At 51.0% G+C, this 19,626-nt stretch carries 19 protein-coding genes and 1 tRNA gene; 10 read left to right on the forward strand and 10 right to left on the reverse strand.

Annotated elements, in window-relative coordinates; translation table 11 throughout:
• Window positions 1-4: 4 nt before the first annotated feature.
• The 5 genes from VB016_05130 to VB016_05150 form a co-directional block, all read right to left on the reverse strand.
• Window positions 5-89 (reverse strand) — tRNA-Ser (locus VB016_05130).
• Between the two features lie 85 nt (window positions 90-174).
• Window positions 175-1,110 (reverse strand): Na+-dependent transporter, encoded by a 936-nt coding sequence (locus tag VB016_05135; protein ID MEA4977912.1) that lies wholly within the window; start codon window positions 1,108-1,110, stop codon window positions 175-177.
• Between the two features lie 514 nt (window positions 1,111-1,624).
• Window positions 1,625-1,834: a hypothetical protein gene (locus VB016_05140; GenBank protein ID MEA4977913.1), complete on the reverse strand. Its 210-nt coding sequence runs from the start codon at window positions 1,832-1,834 to the stop codon at window positions 1,625-1,627.
• Window positions 1,835-1,984: 150 nt separating this feature from the next.
• A complete protein-coding gene (locus VB016_05145; protein ID MEA4977914.1) occupies window positions 1,985-4,063 on the reverse strand; it encodes an ATP-dependent DNA helicase in 2,079 nt (692 codons plus the stop codon).
• Between the two features lie 78 nt (window positions 4,064-4,141).
• Window positions 4,142-5,056: a tetratricopeptide repeat protein gene (locus VB016_05150; protein ID MEA4977915.1), complete on the reverse strand. Its 915-nt coding sequence runs from the start codon at window positions 5,054-5,056 to the stop codon at window positions 4,142-4,144.
• 117 nt (window positions 5,057-5,173) lie between these two features.
• On the opposite strand from VB016_05150, the gene VB016_05155 reads away from it, so the two are divergent.
• The 9 genes from VB016_05155 to VB016_05195 all read left to right on the forward strand — a co-directional run bounded on the left by VB016_05155 (window position 5,174) and on the right by VB016_05195 (window position 13,661).
• Complete coding sequence (locus tag VB016_05155) at window positions 5,174-6,061, forward strand: pyridoxamine kinase (protein MEA4977916.1); 888 nt, start codon at window positions 5,174-5,176, stop codon at window positions 6,059-6,061.
• Between the two features lie 9 nt (window positions 6,062-6,070).
• Window positions 6,071-6,517, forward strand: a complete 447-nt coding sequence (locus tag VB016_05160; protein MEA4977917.1) for a GNAT family N-acetyltransferase — start codon at window positions 6,071-6,073, stop codon at window positions 6,515-6,517.
• 25 nt (window positions 6,518-6,542) lie between these two features.
• On the forward strand, window positions 6,543-7,817 hold the full coding sequence (locus VB016_05165) for a transglutaminase-like domain-containing protein (protein MEA4977918.1): 1,275 nt from the start codon (window positions 6,543-6,545) through the stop codon (window positions 7,815-7,817).
• Between the two features lie 23 nt (window positions 7,818-7,840).
• Complete coding sequence (locus VB016_05170; protein MEA4977919.1) at window positions 7,841-9,532, forward strand: YgiQ family radical SAM protein; 1,692 nt, start codon at window positions 7,841-7,843, stop codon at window positions 9,530-9,532.
• Entirely contained in the window at window positions 9,513-10,214 is a 702-nt protein-coding gene (locus VB016_05175; protein MEA4977920.1) for a hypothetical protein, read from the forward strand. Before VB016_05170 ends, VB016_05175 begins: the two co-directional genes overlap by 20 nt.
• Before the next feature lie 344 nt (window positions 10,215-10,558).
• Window positions 10,559-11,440 carry a tetratricopeptide repeat protein gene (locus VB016_05180; protein ID MEA4977921.1) on the forward strand — a complete coding sequence of 294 codons (882 nt, stop codon included), beginning with the start codon at window positions 10,559-10,561 and terminating at the stop codon, window positions 11,438-11,440.
• A 32-nt stretch (window positions 11,441-11,472) separates the two neighbouring features.
• Window positions 11,473-12,123, forward strand: coding sequence for a tetratricopeptide repeat protein (locus VB016_05185; GenBank protein ID MEA4977922.1), 651 nt, complete (start codon window positions 11,473-11,475; stop codon window positions 12,121-12,123).
• An 86-nt stretch (window positions 12,124-12,209) separates the two neighbouring features.
• Complete coding sequence (locus tag VB016_05190; GenBank protein MEA4977923.1) at window positions 12,210-12,923, forward strand: hypothetical protein; 714 nt, start codon at window positions 12,210-12,212, stop codon at window positions 12,921-12,923.
• 90 nt (window positions 12,924-13,013) lie between these two features.
• Window positions 13,014-13,661, forward strand: a complete 648-nt coding sequence (locus VB016_05195) for a hypothetical protein (GenBank protein ID MEA4977924.1) — start codon at window positions 13,014-13,016, stop codon at window positions 13,659-13,661.
• A 116-nt stretch (window positions 13,662-13,777) separates the two neighbouring features.
• Here the strand turns inward: VB016_05195 and VB016_05200 are convergent, their stop codons facing one another.
• Entirely contained in the window at window positions 13,778-15,028 is a 1,251-nt protein-coding gene (locus tag VB016_05200) for an MFS transporter (GenBank protein ID MEA4977925.1), read from the reverse strand.
• Between the two features lie 406 nt (window positions 15,029-15,434).
• Window positions 15,435-15,758 (reverse strand): hypothetical protein, encoded by a 324-nt coding sequence (locus VB016_05205; protein MEA4977926.1) that lies wholly within the window; start codon window positions 15,756-15,758, stop codon window positions 15,435-15,437.
• 69 nt (window positions 15,759-15,827) lie between these two features.
• Here VB016_05205 and VB016_05210 point away from each other — a divergent pair, with 69 nt between their 5' ends.
• A complete protein-coding gene (locus VB016_05210) occupies window positions 15,828-16,715 on the forward strand; it encodes a trypsin-like peptidase domain-containing protein (GenBank protein ID MEA4977927.1) in 888 nt (295 codons plus the stop codon).
• Here VB016_05210 and VB016_05215 read toward each other — a convergent pair whose 3' ends face one another.
• The 3 genes from VB016_05215 to dcm form a co-directional block, all read right to left on the reverse strand.
• Window positions 16,716-16,901, reverse strand: a complete 186-nt coding sequence (locus VB016_05215) for a ferredoxin (GenBank protein ID MEA4977928.1) — start codon at window positions 16,899-16,901, stop codon at window positions 16,716-16,718.
• 50 nt (window positions 16,902-16,951) lie between these two features.
• Entirely contained in the window at window positions 16,952-17,560 is a 609-nt protein-coding gene (locus VB016_05220; protein MEA4977929.1) for a DUF3427 domain-containing protein, read from the reverse strand.
• Window positions 17,561-18,018: 458 nt separating this feature from the next.
• Window positions 18,019-19,041, reverse strand: coding sequence for a DNA (cytosine-5-)-methyltransferase (gene dcm / locus VB016_05225; protein MEA4977930.1), 1,023 nt, complete (start codon window positions 19,039-19,041; stop codon window positions 18,019-18,021).
• Window positions 19,042-19,626 lie beyond the last annotated feature (585 nt).

The following is a 19,626-nucleotide window of genomic DNA, read 5'->3' on the forward strand; positions in this document are numbered from 1 at the left end:
AAGGCGCGGAGGGAGGGATTCGAACCCCCGGGGCGAGACGCCACCGGTTTTCAAGACCGGCGCCTTAGTCCAGGCTGAGCTACCTCCGCTCGCACGAATAATAAAGGACTCCATATTTAACGGGAACTCTCGTAAACCAGGATTTATGTGTTAGTTATCGAGGTTTCGAGATCGTCAACCGCTTAAAACTGCGCCCTTCTTTTCTTTCGGCCATATCTTTTCGCTGTAGGTCGTGAATATCGTGAACCAGATAGTTTCCATTATGAGGGATATGGCGCAAGGTACTGCGGCCTCGGTCATCCCTGCGAGGAGCACCATGCTTAGGGAAACAGCCATCCCGGAGTTTTTCCATACCGTGAATAAGATGTATATCATCCCCATGTCGCGGCTCACTGCCGATTTTTTCAGAATATATGTCGCGACGATGCCGAGCACGAATATCTTAACAAAACATGCGAGGATTATCCAGAGCACTATGTCGAGCTCCGAGATTATGTAATCCCTGTTCGACCCGAGTGCCAGAAACATCAAAAAGAACATCATGACGTTGATGAATACGATCTTTCCGCGCCGCGGAAGGGAAAATCTCTTTAACACCTGAGACGCGACCAATGGTATCGCGATGAAAAGCGCTATGTACCGCAATACTTCCAGCGGGCTCACTGCCGAACCCAAAAGGGCCCAACTTATCAGAGGAGTTATCGCCAGGGCCGAGATGTAGATCGCACTGGTCATCAGGACCGTCGCCTTGGTGTCACCGTTAAGGTAGAGGGATGCGGAAACGACGGAAACCGCAGATGGCACAGACGCTAGCATGACCCAGCCATACCATATCGCTGTGCTTGTCGGTATGAACATCGAACCGATGAATATCGTTATCGCGGAATTTACGACAAAACAGCAGACTATTCCCCAAAGTATAGGTTTCCGGTAACTTTTCATATCTTCCTTGCGGAAGGTCAGCCCATCCAGGGAAACGCTCATCTGCATTATGAGCACGATTATCATTACGGACGATGCGACCTGCCCTATGGAACCGAACAGCAGACCTGCGATGAATCCCAATGATATCCAGACTTTGAGATCCGCAAAGACATCGATAAGGGCCATCGTAACATACCAGAACCACGTTGGATTTATTCTTTATCATTTTGATATTGCTTTGGCGTTCTTTTATACTGCAGTTGAGCCCTCGGTTGGATCTCGTTCATCGGCTCTTCCTTTCTACCGTCATCACCGGAGGCTGCTGAAACATATCACAGATGCGAAGCCATTGGACCAGATCGGTTACAGCAAAGAGATGCGCATATTATGAGGGCAAAAATATCAGAGTCGCACCATTATTCACCCACATGGGTTTGTATCTTTGGCAATATATTTAAAAAACGCAACATTGTTTATTCATAAAGGATATAAGCTGCCGTGCTGAAGATAACTCCTGAGCTCGTCATCAGACTTCACAGGATCGCCACCGCCACCCGTTCATGGAAGGAAACAAGCGCACAGCCTTCATGACCGCTGCATTGATCATATAGTGCGATACAGAATACATAATCCAGAATAACACCGACGAGAACGATAGATTCGTCAGAGCTGTAGCGTCAGATATTAAAGAAGAATCACGTCATTCGCTCAAGGATTTGAGCGTGCTGCTGTAATACGATGCCAATTTGTGAATCGTAGCGTCATCTACACCGGATTCCTCTTTAATGAACGAGCTTATCGGAGCTTCGAAAGATATCTCGGGGGCGAAACGCAAACAATATGTTGCAAAATTGGTACAAGACTCGCTACCGCTCATCGTTACGAACACAATCCTGTCATTCTGCTCCATATTTCCCACCTCTGTCGTATTTGGTTACCCACCCAATACTGACCGTTGCTACGTTGCAGACGATACTTAAATTGTTCCCCCTGACGGCACTTATCATAGCATTCGATACATAGTGACTCCTGAGATCATCGCTTTCCACCAAATCAACTCTCAGGTCAGGTTCTCAGCAGAATCGGTCTTTTCAAAGAACCGCTCTGCGTCAGCGATAGGGTCCTTGGTCAGACGTGCGTCCAGATCGGAAGCGTATCTCGCGGCGCGTTTGTCCATGATCACGCACATGCCCCTGTCGGTCTCGTTTCGTATCAGACGTCCGATAGCCTGCTTTATCTTTCTTGTGGCCGGGGCCTCGCTGACGAACTTCCATCCCGAACCCTGGCCGAACCTTGTATCATATAGTTCGGAAAGCGCGTTGGCCTCCAGCGAGGGAGGCGGATAAGGTATCCCGATTATAACCGCCAGAGAAAGCTCCTCGCCGGGAAAGTCCATTCCTTCTGCTATGGACCCCCCCATTACGCTGAAGAATACTCCGTCACGCCCTTTTTTGAACTGTGCCAGCTCTTCCATTGTACGGCGTGGCTGACCGGAGCATTCCCAATACATCGGCCGGGTTATGTCCCGCTCCAGGAACGGCCTCATCTTGTTCATTGTTCCGTAAGATGTAAAGAAAACGAGAGTGTTCTTGTTGACAGCATTGCAGAGCTTGGCGGTCCTGCGCTCTATCCTGGAGAAGATGCTGGGATCCTTTTTCATCTCGTCATATTTTGTGGTGACATCGTTCATGTAGACGACGAGGCGGTTCTCTCTTGGAAACGGGGACGGGTAGGTCTTGCTTACCGTCCCTGTAGGAAGCCCCATTGTCTTGACATACTGTTCCAAGGGGCGCAGGGTACCGGACATGTGCACCCCGCCGTCCAGGCCCCGCATGAAGTCCGACACGTCGGTCGGTTCCACGCATGCCGCGTAAAGATAATCCCCGTCTTCGCCGGCCTTTATCGATTTGATGTAGTTGCTTCCCGTGGCGCCAAGCCAGCTCTGCAGAGATATTGCCAGCGTATCTATGTCCGATACCTTGCGGTCGTCGCTCTCTGACAGCAGCACCGTCCTCTCGGAACCTATGTTAGCCATGTTTGATATGGCGACATCCAAGCTTTTCTCGCCGATATCGTATTTCTGGGTCAGCCCTTCCTTGAGGACGTCCCTTTCTATGATCTCCTCTTTTTTTCCAAGTTCCAGCTTATCGACGGCAGTTTTCTTGATGATTGACTTTGTCTGCTTTAGGAAATCCTCGAGTTTTATCCCCTCACCTATTGAGGTGGCCTTGAAGGTTGTGCATTCGTCTATCGCCGCATCCACCATTTTGACCGATATGCGGAAGCTCTCCTGCTCCCTTGCCGCATCGATTATGTTGTGGGCCTCGTCGACTATCACCACGATGTCTTTACTGTCTACGTCCATGTTGCCCATGAACGTATCCCGTATGTTGTCCGAGAGGATGTGGATATAGGGCGCCACGACTACGTCGGCAGACTTCATTATCACCTTTTTAGCCTCGTAGGGGCACACGCCCCTGGCCTCGCAATAATTGTCCAGCTGATCGGATGTCGGGAATTGGGTCCTGCAGTAATCCCATACTGCCTCGATCATCTGGTTCGTACGCCCGTAATATTTGCATTTGTCCCCCTTTCCCCGCTTGCGGTTCTCGCACAGCGAGGAAAGGACGTTCGCGGGAAGCGACTCGTTCCTGAAAAGGAGGCACGAACGTCCGCGCCCCGTTATCGGGAGGCCCGAAACGGGCCTAACCCTGGATATGGCCTTAAGCTCGCTCATCACCTGATTGCTCTGAGATACCGTTCGTGTGAGGTAAACGACCTTCTTCTTCCTGGGAATGGCGTGCTCCAGCGCGGCCGATAAGGAAACTATGGTCTTGCCTGTACCGGTCCCGGATTCCATTACGATATGGCGGGAGGAGTCCAGACAGCCCCTGATGTCGCTGATTATCGATATCTGCCCGGGGCGCGGGACGTACGGTAGGTACGGGGCAGCCTCGTTCTCGGTTTCGGCGAACGCCGGAGTGTCTTCGACGAATGTGTCTTCGCTGCCGTCTTCCGTTTCCAGAAGACAGCTCTGCGCGCTGACGGCGTCCTCGCTCAACCGGGTGCCGCAGATGCGGCAACGTTCAGCTCCCGGAAGGTTCAGGCTTCTACAGCGTTTGCAGAACAGACCTTGCATAATTCGGATAATGCCGTCCCTGTTATAACCGTTCCCCGGGGTCCCCCGAATGTTCCGAAAGTATGAGGTCCGCCTGGATCAGGGGTGCTCTTCGTCGTCCTCGGCGAATTTGACCGCCGCTTTGCCGATGTTCAGCTCCAGCGCGCGAAGGAGATGCTTTTCCGCCTCTCCGGACTCGTTCATCCCCATGAGCACCTCGGAAACCTCCCTGTGGACCTGCATAAGCAACTCCCTGGTCTCCGGACGGTGGAACGAAAGCATCACTTCCAATATCGCGATGGCGGCCTCATAGTCCCTGACGGCGTCCTCGAACGATTCGTCTTCGACCTCCAGGTCCCCTCTCGACACAAGTGCGAATATCAGCGCCATCTCGTCATCGAGGGAGTTTTCGCCCATGAGCTCCTGGCAGACGGATATGGAACGGTCATAGTAATGGAGGGATTCCTCTTTTCTGCCCATTTCGTGCTCGGCCTGCCCCATCAGATTCAGGGCTTCGACGTAACGGTTCCTGGACCATGTATCATTCTTGTCGAACAGCATCTTCTCCGCTTTGACGATGAACGGTTCCAGGTTTCCCGGATATCCTTCGTCCAAGAGGTCTTCGGCACATGAAATGCACATTTTTACGATGCCCCGCTGGTCGAAATGCCTCGAGCTCGAATTGAGGTCGTCCAGACGTTCCGACGCTGTGGCATAGTCCTCGGCCATTCCTGCGGCCCCGTCGGATGTTTGGATCTCGCCCCTCGAAACGTATGCCTTTACATAGGTGCCGGCATCGACTTTTTCCCCAAGAGATCCCATGATGTCCATGATTTCTTCTGCATCGTCGAAGTCCGTCATCGCCGAAATGAAAGAGTCCATCATCGAAAGGACGCATCCTCTGTTCACGTATGCTTCGAGAAGCTGCTCGTTGGTCCCGTTCTCCTCGTACTCTTCCACCTTTCTATTGTAATCTTCAAGTGCCTCTTCGAGGTGCCGATCGGACTTTCTCATCACCCACGATGATAACGGAGGATGCTAAAAAGCATTGCAGTCGCAACAGCATCGGAATAGCGCCGTTATTTTGTCATTCACAGAAGTTTTTATTAGTTTGTCGCAATGCGTTGCGATATGGCCCAAAAGAAGGTCGTCGCAATCCATGACATCTCATGCTACGGAAGATGTTCGCTTACTGTAGCTCTGCCGATCCTTTCGGCCGCCGGCATCAACACCCCGGTCATCCCGACCGCGGTCCTGTCGACATACGTCGGACCGTTTCCGAAATTCACATACCGGGATATGACGGAGGATATCATTCCGATCGTCGAGCACTGGAAAGATATGGGCTTCGAATTCGACGCAATATACACAGGGTTCCTGGGCTCCAAGGACCAGGTCGACGTGGTCAGAAGGGCTATCGCCATGCTGAAGGGACCGGACACCAAAGTGTACGTGGACCCCGTCATGGCCGACAACGGCGAACTGTACTCGACGTTCGGCCCCGACTTCCCGCCCGAGATGCGCAAGCTGTGCGGGGACGCCGACATAATAATGCCGAACATCACAGAACTGACACTAATGCTCGGAGAACCGTACAAAGAAGGCCCCTACTCCGAAGAATATATTATGGGCCTGCTCAGGAAGTCGGAAGTCCTCGGGGCCGGAAAGGTGGTGCTCACCGGCGTATATTTCGACGAAACGGAGCTCGGGACCGCAGCGTACGACTGCAAGACCCATCAGGTGCAGTACGTGATGAAGGAGCGCATACCGGGATACTATCACGGCACGGGGGACATCTTCGGTTCGGGGCTGGTTGCGGCCTTGGTCCACGGATGGTCGCTTCCCGATGCGGTCGATATCACCGAGGACCTGACCATCTCAAGCATCCGTAAGTCCGTCGAGGACAAAGAAGACATCAAGAACGGCGTCAATTTCGAATCGAGCCTGAGCGCTTTCGGCGCCAGGGTCTCCCGCGTCAGAGGCCATCGGACAGTGACGGAAAAGAACGACGTTATGTAGACAAGCTCGATGGCATCCGAAATCTGGCATGAGGCCTACGCGGACATGGTGACCGATGCTCAGATCGAATACATGCTTGAAAAGAATCTGTCAACGGGATCGATCGGAAAGCAGATCTCCGAAGGCACGGTCTATGAGTTAATTGTAGAAAACGGCAAGGACGTGGGGTTCATTGCGTATAAAAAGGACGACGGAAGGCTGTTCCTAAGTAAATTCTACATAAAGAAGGACTACAGAGGATCCGGTCTTGCCAAGTACTCTTTACGGCATATCGTGGATATCGCCGAGAGGATGGGGCTCAGGTCCATCTATCTGACGGTCCACAGGAAAAACGCCAGGGCGATCTCCGCCTACGAGCACATGGGATTCGTCGCCTTGGAGGACGTCGATAGGGATATCGGGAACGGATTCTTGATGTGCGACCATATCATGGAGCTGCCCGTCGGCAAGAGCTGATATATTATCGAATCCTTAGGCGTGTGTGAACCCCGCCGGCACGGCAGCCGTCCTGTTGACAGTCATATTCGCCGTTACGGCATGTATCAGCCTGGCAACGGACGGATACAACGGAGAGAGATCGACCGACGACAGATTACCATACGAAATAACGGTCTCGTACGACGATAATATCGAAACGGTGACCGGGCAGGGCACGTTCGAATACGGTACGGTCATATCGCTCACAGCGGTCGCAAAACCATATCATGTTGTCGACGAATGGAACGAAGACGGTGCCCTTGTCGGTAACGGAACGTCCATTTCCTACACGGTCAGAGGAGATGCAGAGCTCTACGTCAGCTCTGCGATCGAAAAGGATGCGGGCTTCACGTTTACGCAGACCGGATTTGTGGAACCCTTCTCTTTCACCTGCTTTGACGTGTTCTCGCCTTATTCGACAGATACGTGGTCGGCGACGGGCATCTGTTCCGACGGCACCGAAGAGGTCCTCGAATGCAACTACTACGAGGATGCTCCTGGCTCCTGGACCCTCACGGTCGATGGCAATTCCGGAAGGCTCTCCGACCTTCGGAGCATGACCATAACCCACACTTCGTCATATCCCGACAGCACTTCGTTCAGCAGCTCCATCGAGACAAGCTCGTACGCATGGAAAAATTACAGCCCGGTCGACGACGCGTACAACGAATACGCTATGTTCTTGGTACTCGACGCCGAAAAATTTGACTTGAACGGATTTTTCTCATCGAACTGGAACCGTGCCTATGATAGGCTGTTCCGTTCGATGGAATTATTCGACTATATAATCATAGAGGACCCGACGATCGAGACGATCGCCGATAACATCAAAAAAATAACATCCGGGTACACAAGCGACATCGATAAGGTCCAGTGCGCTCTGGACTTCGTCAGCTTCACTGTGGATTACAGGTACGACGAAGAAAATTACGGCACTGACGAATATTTCGCTACGGCGTATGAGATACTGTATATCAGGTCGGGAGACTGCGAAGATACGTCCATACTCTTCGTCTCCATCGCCGAATATATGGGGTACGACGTCTACATGATCCCCATGATCGTGCATATGGGGGGAGGCGTGGTCATCCCCGGCCTGGAGGGCAACTTCGACGGATATCCCGGCCTCATGTTCTGCGAGACGACCGATGATCCGGTGATATACGGCCGCGACTCGAGCTGGGAAGTGGGAGATATCAGCCATTTGGAAGATCATATCCCGAATGCGACCCCCATCCATGTTTCCGTCTTCAGCAACTTAATCAAAATCAATCTATAATCTATCAGCGTTGAACGGCCGATATGTTCATACCCACCACGTTGCAGGAGGCTAAAGAAAGGGGATGGAAATCCCTCGATATCATCCTGGTATCAGGAGACACATATTATGACACATCTTACAGCGGTAGCTCGGTAATCGGTCACTGGCTCATCGATAACGGATACAAGGTGGGGATAATCCCGCAGCCCGGAGAAGGGGATATAGGCAAGCTCGGGGTTCCCAATTTGTTCTGGTCCGTCTCGGCCGGCTGCGTCGATTCCATGGTCGCCAACCGCACTCCGACCGGAAAGATCAGGAACGACGACGACTTCACGCCCGGAGGAATGAACAACAGACGTCCGGACCGGGCCACCATCAGCTATACGAACATGATCAAAAAATTCTGCAAGGACAGACCCATAGTCCTCGGCGGGATAGAGGCCTCCCTAAGACGGATAGCCCATTACGACGTATGGTCCGATTCTGTCAGGAGAAGCGTACTTTTCGATGCCAAGGCCGACTATATAACTTACGGAATGGCAGAATTTTCGAATCTGGCACTTGCCAATGCCTTGCGTGATGGCGAAGATCCTTCGCAGATAAGAGGGATATGCTATATCTCGAAAGAGCTGAAAGAAGGACATATCGAGCTGCCTTCTTACGAAGAATGTTCCGAAGATATGGAAAAATTCGCCTACGCATACCGTGAATTCTACCACAACTGCGACCCGATAACGGCAAAAGGATTGTGCCAGAAGCACGGTAACAGATATCTCGTCCAGAACCCTCCGCAGAGGGACCCTACTACCGAAGAACTGGACAGGATATATTCGTCTGATTACGAGAACAAGGTCCACCCTTCGTTCCTGAAAGACGGCCAAGTAAAGGCCGCAGACACCATAAAAAACTCGATAACCACCCATCGCGGCTGCTACGGAGGATGCAACTACTGCGCCATAGCCGTCCATCAGGGCAGAAGGGTGATCAGCAGGTCCGAGGACTCAATCATAAAAGAGATAGAGAAGTTCTCCAAAGAAAAAGGCTTCAACGGCATCATCTACGACCTTGGAGGGCCGACCGCCAATATGTACGGGATCGAGTGCAAAAAGAAGATGGAAACGGGGGCGTGCGAAGACAAGCAGTGCCTGTTCCCCGAAGTATGCCGGTCCCTGCACGTTGACCACACGGCGCAGATGCGCCTGCTGAAAAGGGCCAGGAACGTCCCGGGCGTCAGGAAGGTGTTCGTGACCTCGGGAATAAGGTACGACATGGTTTTGGCCGACGAAAACAATAAGATCGATTATGTGGACGCAATAGTGAAAAACCACGTCTCAGGACAGCTCAAGGTCGCTCCGGAACATTCTTCGGACAGAGTTCTGGCACTTATGGGCAAACCGGGAAAGGGCAGATTGTTGGAATTCAAGGACATGTTCGATGACGCCAACGCGGAGTTCGGCAAGAAGCAGTTCCTCACATACTATCTCATGGCCGCACATCCCGGCTGTATGAAGAGGGACATGGACGAGCTGAGCAGGTTCTGCGGAACAAAACTTAAAACGAACCCCGAGCAGGTCCAGATATTCACTCCGACGCCCTCGACCGTTTCGACCATGATGTACTGCACCGGGAGGACTATGGACGGCGACGAAGTGTTCGTCGAACGTACCGATTCGGGCAAACAGGCACAGAAGGACGCCGTCATCAAGAGGGGAGATGGGCACGAAAGAAGATGAGCGCCTTTTCCGTCTGATCAACGAAGTTGCGAAAGAATATGAGCATGAAGTTAAAAGTGCCAGCTTTGAAAAATTCAAGGATTTTAAGGTAACTTGGAATCGAAACGGCAACGAAAAATCCTACAGGATCTCCGACTACATCTCTGATTCCCCGGACGATGTGCTGTACGATTTCCTAGATACGCTGATATCCCGCATGACAGGCCGCAAGAAAGGATATGGGCAAGAATACATGGAGTGGGTCTCTTCTGACAGCTTTATTCTTTCAAAACGCCCCATATACCTGGAGAGGAGCCGCAACATATCTATGAGCACCGTCGGGTCCCACAGGGACATAGGGGGATCGTTGGACAGGCTTTTGGAATCGGGACTTCTGACGGATTCCGACATCGACAACTCATACTTCACTTGGACCGTGGGGCCCGGCTTCACCAAGGTGGGCAGCTGCAACGCCATGTTCCGCGTTGTTACCGTGTCGTCCTCCCTCGATTCCCCCGACGTCCCCGAGAAGGTCCTGGACTTCGTGACATATCACGAGTCCCTGCATCTCGGACGCGGGTACCGTCCGAACCGCAGAGCGCATGACCTTGCGTTCCGTGAATCGGAGCACATGTTCCCAGGCTGGGAGGAATGCGAAAAGTACCTGATGAAAATGAAGAAGAAACAGAAGAGGAATAAATGAAAAGGAGGGGGACAGTCTCCTGTCCCCGCTGAGGTTTGAAAACTATCCTTCCGGACGTTTACTTCTTTTTCGGAACAAATCCGCCCTTTTTAGGCTCTTCCTTCTTTGCAGCAGGCTGGGCCTTCTTGTCAGCGGGTTTGGCAGCTTCTTTTGCCATAATTTCTGAATCCATGCTTATGAGTTTAAAGCAATACTCTTAACCAGAATTTGGCTGGGAGAGCAAAAATAAAGGTGCCTTAAATCCGACTGAAAATAACGTAAAAGTACCTCCATCTTTCGAATAAATTCTTCGTTTTAAGCAGTCTTCCGGATAGATTGAAGTAGACATAAGCGCTCTGCCTGACATGGCCGGAAATGAGAAGAACTACGTCTTCGAAACCCCTGAAGGAAGGGTCGAGATGGACATCGATGAGGTAAAGGAATTCGCCGATTCCGGAAACATCGACGGCCGGTACGCTTACGGCCTTTCGCTGGTGCTCGGCCTGGATACCGACGTGGACGAGCAGGCAGGATATGGATATCTCGAAGATGCCGCCGAGGGCGGACAGGCCGATGCCATGCTGTTCCTGGTGAAGATGTTCTTTTCGGGACAATATCTCGGGATCGATCCGGTCAAAGCGGTAGATTACGCGAGGCATGCCTCCGATGCCGGGATCCCCGAGGCGAAGCTGTACCTCGGGACCGCGTACATGGACGGTCTCTCGGTCGATAACGACTACACGATGGCCGCCGACCTTTTCAGGCAGGCCGCCAACGCCGGCGTGCAGGAGGCGAGGAACAGCCTTGCATACCTCTACGAGGAAGGGCTCGGAGTTCCGAAGGATGAGAATAAGGCGTTCAAGCTCTACAGCATTGCGGCGAAGGCCGGCAACATCAACGGAATGTTCCGCTGCGGGGTCTGCTTCGAATACGGCATAGGTGCCGACATGGATCTGACGAAGGCCGTGGAATGGTACGACAGGGCCGCCAAGGAGGGCGATGCGTTCGCGATGCACCGCCTCGGAATAATTTATTCCAGGGACTCTAAGGGCGTCGGAGAGGATCCCGATAAGGCGTTCGGATGGTTCCTCGCCGCGGCCTTGGAGGGCATGGCCGACTCGATGTACGCCGTGGGGATCTGCTATAGGGACGGTTACGGCACCGAGGCCGACGGCGAAGAATCGAAAAAATGGATGAAACTCGCCGCCGATAACGGGGTGGACGGTTCGGATCGCACCGAGACCTGAACCTTATAAACGATGTTGCCCTTCCATTCAGCATGGCCATCGACGGGTTATTATCTTCTGCCGAGGACGGGAGTCCCGAGGCGCAATATCAGCTTGCTATGCTATACATCGGAGGGGAAGAGGTCCCCCAGGACTATTCGCTGGCGGAAAAATGGCTCCGCAGGGCCGCAGGGAACAACTATCTCCCTGCCAACAGGGAGCTCGGGATCCTTATCGCCTCCGGGTCCGTGAAGGGAAGGACGGAGACCGAGGCCTACGACCTGCTGCGCGGGCCCGTGGACAGGATGGACCCCCGTTCGCTGTACTATCTGGCGATGATGTACGAGACCGGGAACTGCATCGCGAGGGACCTTGTGAGCGCAATACGCCTGTACGCGTTCGCCGCCAGCTTCGGATACCCCGGGGCAGAAGAAGACCACGACCGTGTTCAGAAGATCTACGACGGGGAGCGTTCCGCACTGCTCAGGTCCCGCCCCCTGCTGGACCTGCAGGTCTCAGAGAACGGCATCGAAGCTGTATGCTGCAAAGATATGCTCGACTTTGTGCTGATCGGGGACATCTACTTCATCGACACCTACAGGGGGCCGGCGATATGCGCCCTCGACGAGAAGGGACAGGAGGTCGTACTGAAAGAGTGCCCGTTCTGCGGTAAAAGGTGCGAACAGGTTCCCAAGACCTGCTGATATTTTTCCCGATGGACGGCCGCCGGGGGCGGTTGTTCGGTAAGGATATAATAAAGAGGGGACAATATACGCGTGGAGGATTCCGTATGACCGATGAAAAATTCGTTGAAACTGCATCTGAGGAGAAACCCGACGAGATCTGCGAGGTTGAGACAGATGCGGAACAGGAACTGGAACAGGACTACGACGACATGGAGATCCTGCAGGCCGCGGTCGACAGGAAGATCCGCGAGATAGCCGAGCTGAAAAGCAAACAATCACGTGCCAGGTCTGATGCCAACAAGAAAAAATACGGCGACCTCATCAGTTTCCTTGTGTCCGACATAGTCGGGTACCGCACCGTGATATCCGACCTTACCGACGCCGAGTGCGACCTCAGCGACCTTGAGTACGACCCGGACCAGGTCCCCGATTACGACAGCGAGGAGCTCTACAACGAGTACCTCGAGGGACTGAACGAGAAGGACAAAGACGCCGAGACCCTGGCCGACTCGATAAGGAACGACTACTGCGACGACATCCTCGAGGATGTCTTCTACGCCGTAGGGATGAAGATACTCTCCAGCGAAGAATTGCTGGATGCCGTGGCCGAATGCGATTTCGTCGTCACCGAGCTTGGACGCGCCGCCGTGATGGAGGACTCGCTCTACGACCTGATATTCACCGACGCCGAGGGCGACGGGGACGAGGAAGATGACGATGACACGCCTTACAGGAAGGATGTGAAAAAGTCCAAGAAGAAGGGCTCCAAGAAGGGTACGAAGAAGTCCAAGAAGAAGGGAAAGAAAAAGAAGAAGTGAGATCCTTCCCTTCAGGAACGGATAATAAAATTTATTAAACCGGAGCGTCCCGCAGTTTTCTGCGGGATGCTCCCTCGCGGAGAATTAAAAATGGCGTTTTCAACATGCAAGTACGACCGAGAACTCCAGTTCATATGGTCCAAGATGGATAACCTGCGCGGACAGCTGACCTCGCTGGATGCGATCACCGGGGACGATGAGGAAAAGAAGCTCGTAGCGGTCCGTAAAAAAGAAATAAGTGCCGAGGTCGAAATGCTCGACGAACGTCTCAGGGATATCGAAAAATCCTATATCGAGAACGATATGGAAGAGTATCTCGAGACCATGAGGGTCAAGAGGAACGCCCCTGCATCGACCGCTGCACGGCCGACCGGATATAATGCACCGGAGCCTCAGAGGACCCCTATGTCCGAGATCGAGTCCATAACCAAGGAGATCTCCGAACTGGAGGTCCGGCTGATAAACGCACAGATAGAAGGCGACATGACCGGGTCGACGAAGCTGTCGATGTCCCTTTCCGCGCTGAAATCCAGGCGCTCGGACCTCATCGAGGACATGAAGGCAGAAAGGGCCCAGTGCGCCGCACCCTCCGACGGCGAGACGGACGACCTGAAGAGGGACGTTTCATCGCTGAGGGCGCAGATCTCGAGCCTGCGCGGCGACGTTCTGACGATAAACGACTTCCTGAGACGCATCGCGGACAAGCTCGACCTCGACGATGATGACAAGGATAATTGAACGGCCTTTCCTAAACCTATTACCATTCGGTTTTTTATTGCGTCACGGCTGAATCTACCGACCGCATGAACAGAATCTTGGTCCGGCCCCCACATAGGGTGCGATTTGAACATCCATCAAGATGCGGCCGTTATATTTCTCCTGATATCCGACCTCATCCACATGAACACTATAAGCGATAATATCTCCACTGCTGCGACAGCTATTCCGATATATATCGTACCAAAATTATCGTAGATCGATCCCATCATTGTGCTACCGATCAAAAAGGATATGCCGTATGCCGTAAAGAATACCCCGTAAGCAGTACCGCGTTTATGGAACGATGTCAGATCTGCTATCGAAGAACGGACGACCGTCTCGTGGGCGCCCATGACGGTACCGAACAGGACCATTCCGACCACCGCTCCGATGACGGTGCCGCTGAATCCGAAAAACGGTATCATCATTGTAATTATCGGAACAAATGCAAGGACGATTATGCCTCCGCTTTTCGAGCCGGACCTTTTCTTCAACGAGTCGTATAGATTTCCGATCAATAATGCTACCGCGGCATCGACTATCATGGCCAAGGAATACAATAGTACGATCGCTTGGTCCGGCAGAATATTTTCAGCCTTGAGATAATACCCTATAAGACTGAAATTGACAAGTCCCATAACGGTCAGGGAAGCGAACAGCGTGAACATCCAGAAGTGACGCGTCAGTTTTTCTTTTTTATTTTCTTCTGTTATAACATCGATATCGAAGTTGCCGTGCTTGTAATTCTTAAATACGAGGGACAGTGCCGCAAGAAGCAGAATAAATGCAATGAAAAGGGACAGATATCCCAGCTGGTACCCCTCGATGCCTTCTTGTCCGCTGAGGAAGAATGCCAAGGAGAATATCAGCGGTCCTGAGAACGCACCTAACTGATCTATTGCCTCCTGTATGCCAAACGCCCTCCCCAGTCCCGTGCCCCCTTGTTCGGCCGCCCGGGAGAGCACCGTGTCCTTGGGAGGACCGCGTAATCCCTTACCTACACGTTCCAGAAGAATAAGGATGATTATGATCTGCCAATTTGTAGTCAATCCCATTATGGGAACGACTATGAGCGTTGCATATCCGAAAAATATAAACAACCAGTGTCTGCCCGTCTTATCAGAAAGATATCCCGAAATGAGCCTCAGGGCGTATCCCAAGAATTCCCCTATGCCGTAGACCAGGCCCAATAGAGTGGCGCTCACCCCGAGAAGTTCCAAATACTGACCGTTGGCGCTGCGGGCACCTTCGTACAGCATATCCCCGAAAAGACTGACGATCCCGAACAGAATGATGATACGGATGACAGAATTCCTTCTGTCGGTTCTTTTATCCTTTCTTTCCAAAGACCTTTGCTTTTTCGTAGGATATAATTTGATTCGCCCTATATAATTTTGAGCCGAACGGATTTTTGTGTGAATATTGAGGCTCGATCTCCTTGAATTCAGGGAGTTTCAGAACCTTGTGCCGATAGAATCGGGATCGTCTGAAAAAATGCGATCCCTCAATAATGACGTTATTTCCGCTCATTGGAACATTTGCTTCAGAAAATTCAAAGTGTCGCGGCCCTCGAGACTTTTTTGAAAAATAGTTATCGCTTTGGTTTCTTCGATCGGGTCGATACGAACCTGAGCTTGCACCGCATTGTATCATTTCTGTCATGTTTTTAACGATGCATCGACCGCCCCGGGGTCCGGTGCGGCCGCTGCAACATATCCGAATTATCTTACAGAAATTTATGGAAAGATGAGTTTATTCTTCCGGCTCGTATACCGTCCCGCGGGAGTAGCTTCCTCTTTCGGATTTGACTATCTTGCGCATCCTGGCCATCTCTTCCTCGGGATATCCCATCAGACTGCTGAGCGCGTACGCCACCTCGATAAGGTCAAGCAGCGTGTCGGGGTCGTTTTTCCTGCAGAAGACCTCGGTGTCGTGTACGAGCCTCTCTTTCAGGAGCTCGTAACGCTCCTTGTGGTCCGATTTACGGAAGACTCCGCGGTACCCCTCTCCTTCCATAATGCCGGATTCGTTGTCCCTGACCACTCTGACGTCCTCTTCCCTCATGATGACGGTCATTCACGCATCGGATAAAATAATAACGTACGGATAAGCAAATTCATTATACCGATATGGTATTGCGGAGGCATGTTCGCCGATGCCTGCGAAAGGGCAGCTAAGTTCGTCAGACCGGTGATAGTCTCCACCCGGCGTTACGACGGGGTCGTGGATGCTGGGTGCGCCACATTCTTTGTGATCAACGACGAGGGATGGATCATCACAGCGGGACACGTCTTCGATTCCTATGTGAAATACCAGTCCGACCAGAACAAGCTGAAGGAGATAGAAGAACTCAACAAGAAGCACACTGTCATCTCCGGACTCCCTAAAAACGACATCAAAGCTGACCCGTCCTGGATCACCAACCATTCTTTCTGGTGGGGGTGGGACGGCGTACGCCTGACGAACGCATATGTCAACAGGCAGATCGACATCACGATCGGGAAATTGGAGCCCTTCGACCCGAGCTGGGTGAAAGAATATCCCGTCTTCAGGGACCCTGAAACGATGAGGCCCGGTACAAGCCTCTGCAGGCTTGGATTCCCCTTTGTGAACGTGGCGTCGGACTTCGACGAGACGACCAACTCGTTCAGGATACGTAAAGGCGTCCTCCCCATGCCTCTGTTCCCCAACGAGGGGATGCACACACGCAACGTTTTGAAAGGACGCAGCGTGGACGGGAACTACGAGATGCTTTACGTCGAGACGTCCACGCCGGGGCTGAGGGGACAGTCCGGAGGGCCGATCTACGACAAGGACTGCAGGATATGCGGCATGCAGGCACAGACCGTCCATCTCCCGCTGGGATTCCATCCAACCGTCGAATACGAGGGAAAAACGGTCGTGGAGAACCAGTTCCTGAACGTGGGCATGGGCGTCCATGTCAAGACCATCGCCTCGATGCTGAAAGACAGACAGGTCAAATTCGAGACCGGCGGCGCCAAGGAAAGCGGCGGTTTCAGAATAGTGGACTGATCACTCTATGGATATGGCGGTCGCCGGACAGGCGTCCGCCGCCGCTTCGGCGCACTCCTCCTCGTCTGCTTTGGGCTGGCGCTTTACTTTCGACACGAGGTCTCTGTCAAGCTCGAAGATCATGGGGCATTCCTCTTCGCATTTTCCGCATCCGATGCATTCCGACTCGTCTACCGAAACAATCATTTTTTTTTACCATACGGCAATCGCTGTTCATCGTAATTTAGTCTTGTGTCTCATGCCGTAAGATATTCATAAATATCATTCCTAACCGGATGTTCCAAACCCAGTTTGAATTTTACAACATTGTATTCTTTCCCATCCTCATCCAGGTCTGTGTCGTCTGAAGCACCTTTGATATGAACCCTTCCCAAATAGTAGAAATCAGCATTATCATCAGAGTCGCTTCTTTTTACGAAAAGATAATTGGATATCCCCGCTTCATCGCTACCTATTATCCTCTTTATTTCCGGGCTTTCCATTGTACGTGAATGTTTTGACATCCATTGCATTGTGCCAGGATCGATAAAAGCATCTTTATATTCAACCACTGAACTTATATTTTCATCCTTATTGTATGTGATAAAAATAGGCATGGCGTTGTTCTTTATCTTATATCCGCCGATGTTGAGAGGAATCTCATAACTGTCCCAATTCAACAGACGGACCACGTCCATCCTAGTATATCTCTCGTAAAGTTTGAAGGCTCCGTCCGTCTGTTTGTTGTATTCCGTAGAAAAAATCATCAAACCGCATTCAACGGCGTCTTCCGCATATGATCTGAATTCATGGTTTTTGAGACAATGATCGAAGTAATCTGACCTTATCAGGATCTCCCCGCTCATCCCTATGAATTATTTCATACCTGTGATGAAGGGAATCTAACTCGGATATAGCAAAACAGAGTGATTTTATTTCCGCCGAAATCTCCTGAATTGAGCTATGCATCCGATGAACACCGATTGACGAGTTCGAGGCGCTCGGGTCTTTGACCCCGAACGCCTCGGATGTATCCCTCGCGCGCTTGGCCTTCTAGGAACTGACGTTCGCTCCGTGGCTTTGACGAACCCGTACGTCGCGGCGGACATCAGCGCGTTCTCCACAGCGAGGTTCTTCGACTTGCTCCTCGAGGCCGTTATCTGCATCCTGACTCGACCATCGGGGCCAGGGATTCGATCAGCAGACTTCCGCGTGTGCTCGCCGGGCCACCGGTGCGTCCGCGCTTCTCCGAATCGTAGCACACGTACGCTTGACCTTGAATTCTGAATCCTCGAACGACGGATCATCGTCTGATAAATGAACGTTACTGTTTCGCATCTGCATCTTCAAACGCTTTATGGATTAAATTTGCAAAACGCTCGATCACAGGAACAGTTACGGAATTTCCAACTTGTTTGTACTTATGGCAATCCGCCATGTCATCGGGAAAATTATACCAATCTGGAAAGCCCTGTGCTTTCAGACATTCGAGTGGCATTAGCTTTCTTATTCCGCAATCGTCGATAATAATTGGTACGTTATGGCCTCCGGCACCCATACTTGCCGTTAATGCAGGGCACAATCCATTCTTGTTCGCCCTCATCTTATTGCGACGATATTGGTAAAATACACCTTTTTCGGTAACATTTGGGACAAAATGCTCATTATAGCGAATGGATCTACATTTATTCTTATCATCCGAACTATAGTAGTATTTCAAAGGAACGTCACTGTTGCTGACAATCTGGTAAAACGAAGAAGATATCTTCACTTTCGATAACCCTTCCCCATATAGTTTTTTGAATGCTTCAGCATCACTTGGGTCCTTAAAAGCGACAATATATATTCTATTCCTAAATTGTGCGATTCCTGAATGGTCCTTGCTATTGAGCACAGCTGAAAATATGTGAGGATATTTGGCTTCTTTGAGATGATCCATTAGGATTGAAAAGGTTTTCCCGTCGTCGAAAGTCTTCAGATTGCCAACATTTTCAAGAAATATGGCCCTAGGTTGAAAATTTTTTGCAATCCTGATTATTTCCTTGAACATCGGGAGGCCCCGTTTATCATTAAGGCCGTTCATGTGCCCAGCGACGGAATAAGGCTGGCAAGGGAATCCACCTCCAAGAACGTCCACTTTATATGGCGGGTAAAATTTACAGATGTCTCCTTCAGATAAGTTGAGATTTTTGTTGATTTTGGACATGTTGTGGCGATACGTCTGGCACGCATATTTATCGAGCTCGTTAGCCCATTCTAAGGTAAACCCGGCTTGGCTGAATCCAATACAAATGCCACCGATTCCGGCAAAGAGGCTGCCGAAAGTATACCCTTTACCATTCCCCATCGTATCGTATATAGCGGCCAGGTTTTTATTATTACCGTTAAACACTGTATATGGAGTACGGTTTGTGTTTACGGGTTAAACAACTATCAGCTAGCTAAACATGTCATAGCCATAAGTATCAAACCAGGATAGAAACATGGCAAGATAACTAATCGAATGCGAGCATAGTGCATATATCGATAGTTTTCAAAACAGGTGTCGACCTCGTATTCGATAAATTTAGAATTTTATTATATTATTTCTTGATATTCGAGATGTTCTTGCCTCGGAAAGGATGCAATGTGATCAGAATTTATCATTCCGATAATCTAAATTTATATTTTTGAGATATAATTATGGGAAAGATTATCGGTTCTACTTTTCGGTTATGGCAAACACAAATGTGATATGAAAAAATTTAAAGGAGACAATTCGCGCTATTTGACGTCGTCTATGTGAGTGTATACCGTAATTCCCGAATGACGAGCTACAAGTATGTAGCTACATTTTTATGAGCTTGTTATCTTTATATAGCGTATATAAACCGTATATAAAGCGGAAGTTTATATAATCGTAGCTCAATATATGTAATACATGTCCATCCGC

Source organism: Methanomassiliicoccaceae archaeon, from assembly GCA_034928305.1.
Taxonomy (GTDB): domain Archaea; phylum Thermoplasmatota; class Thermoplasmata; order Methanomassiliicoccales; family Methanomethylophilaceae; genus VadinCA11.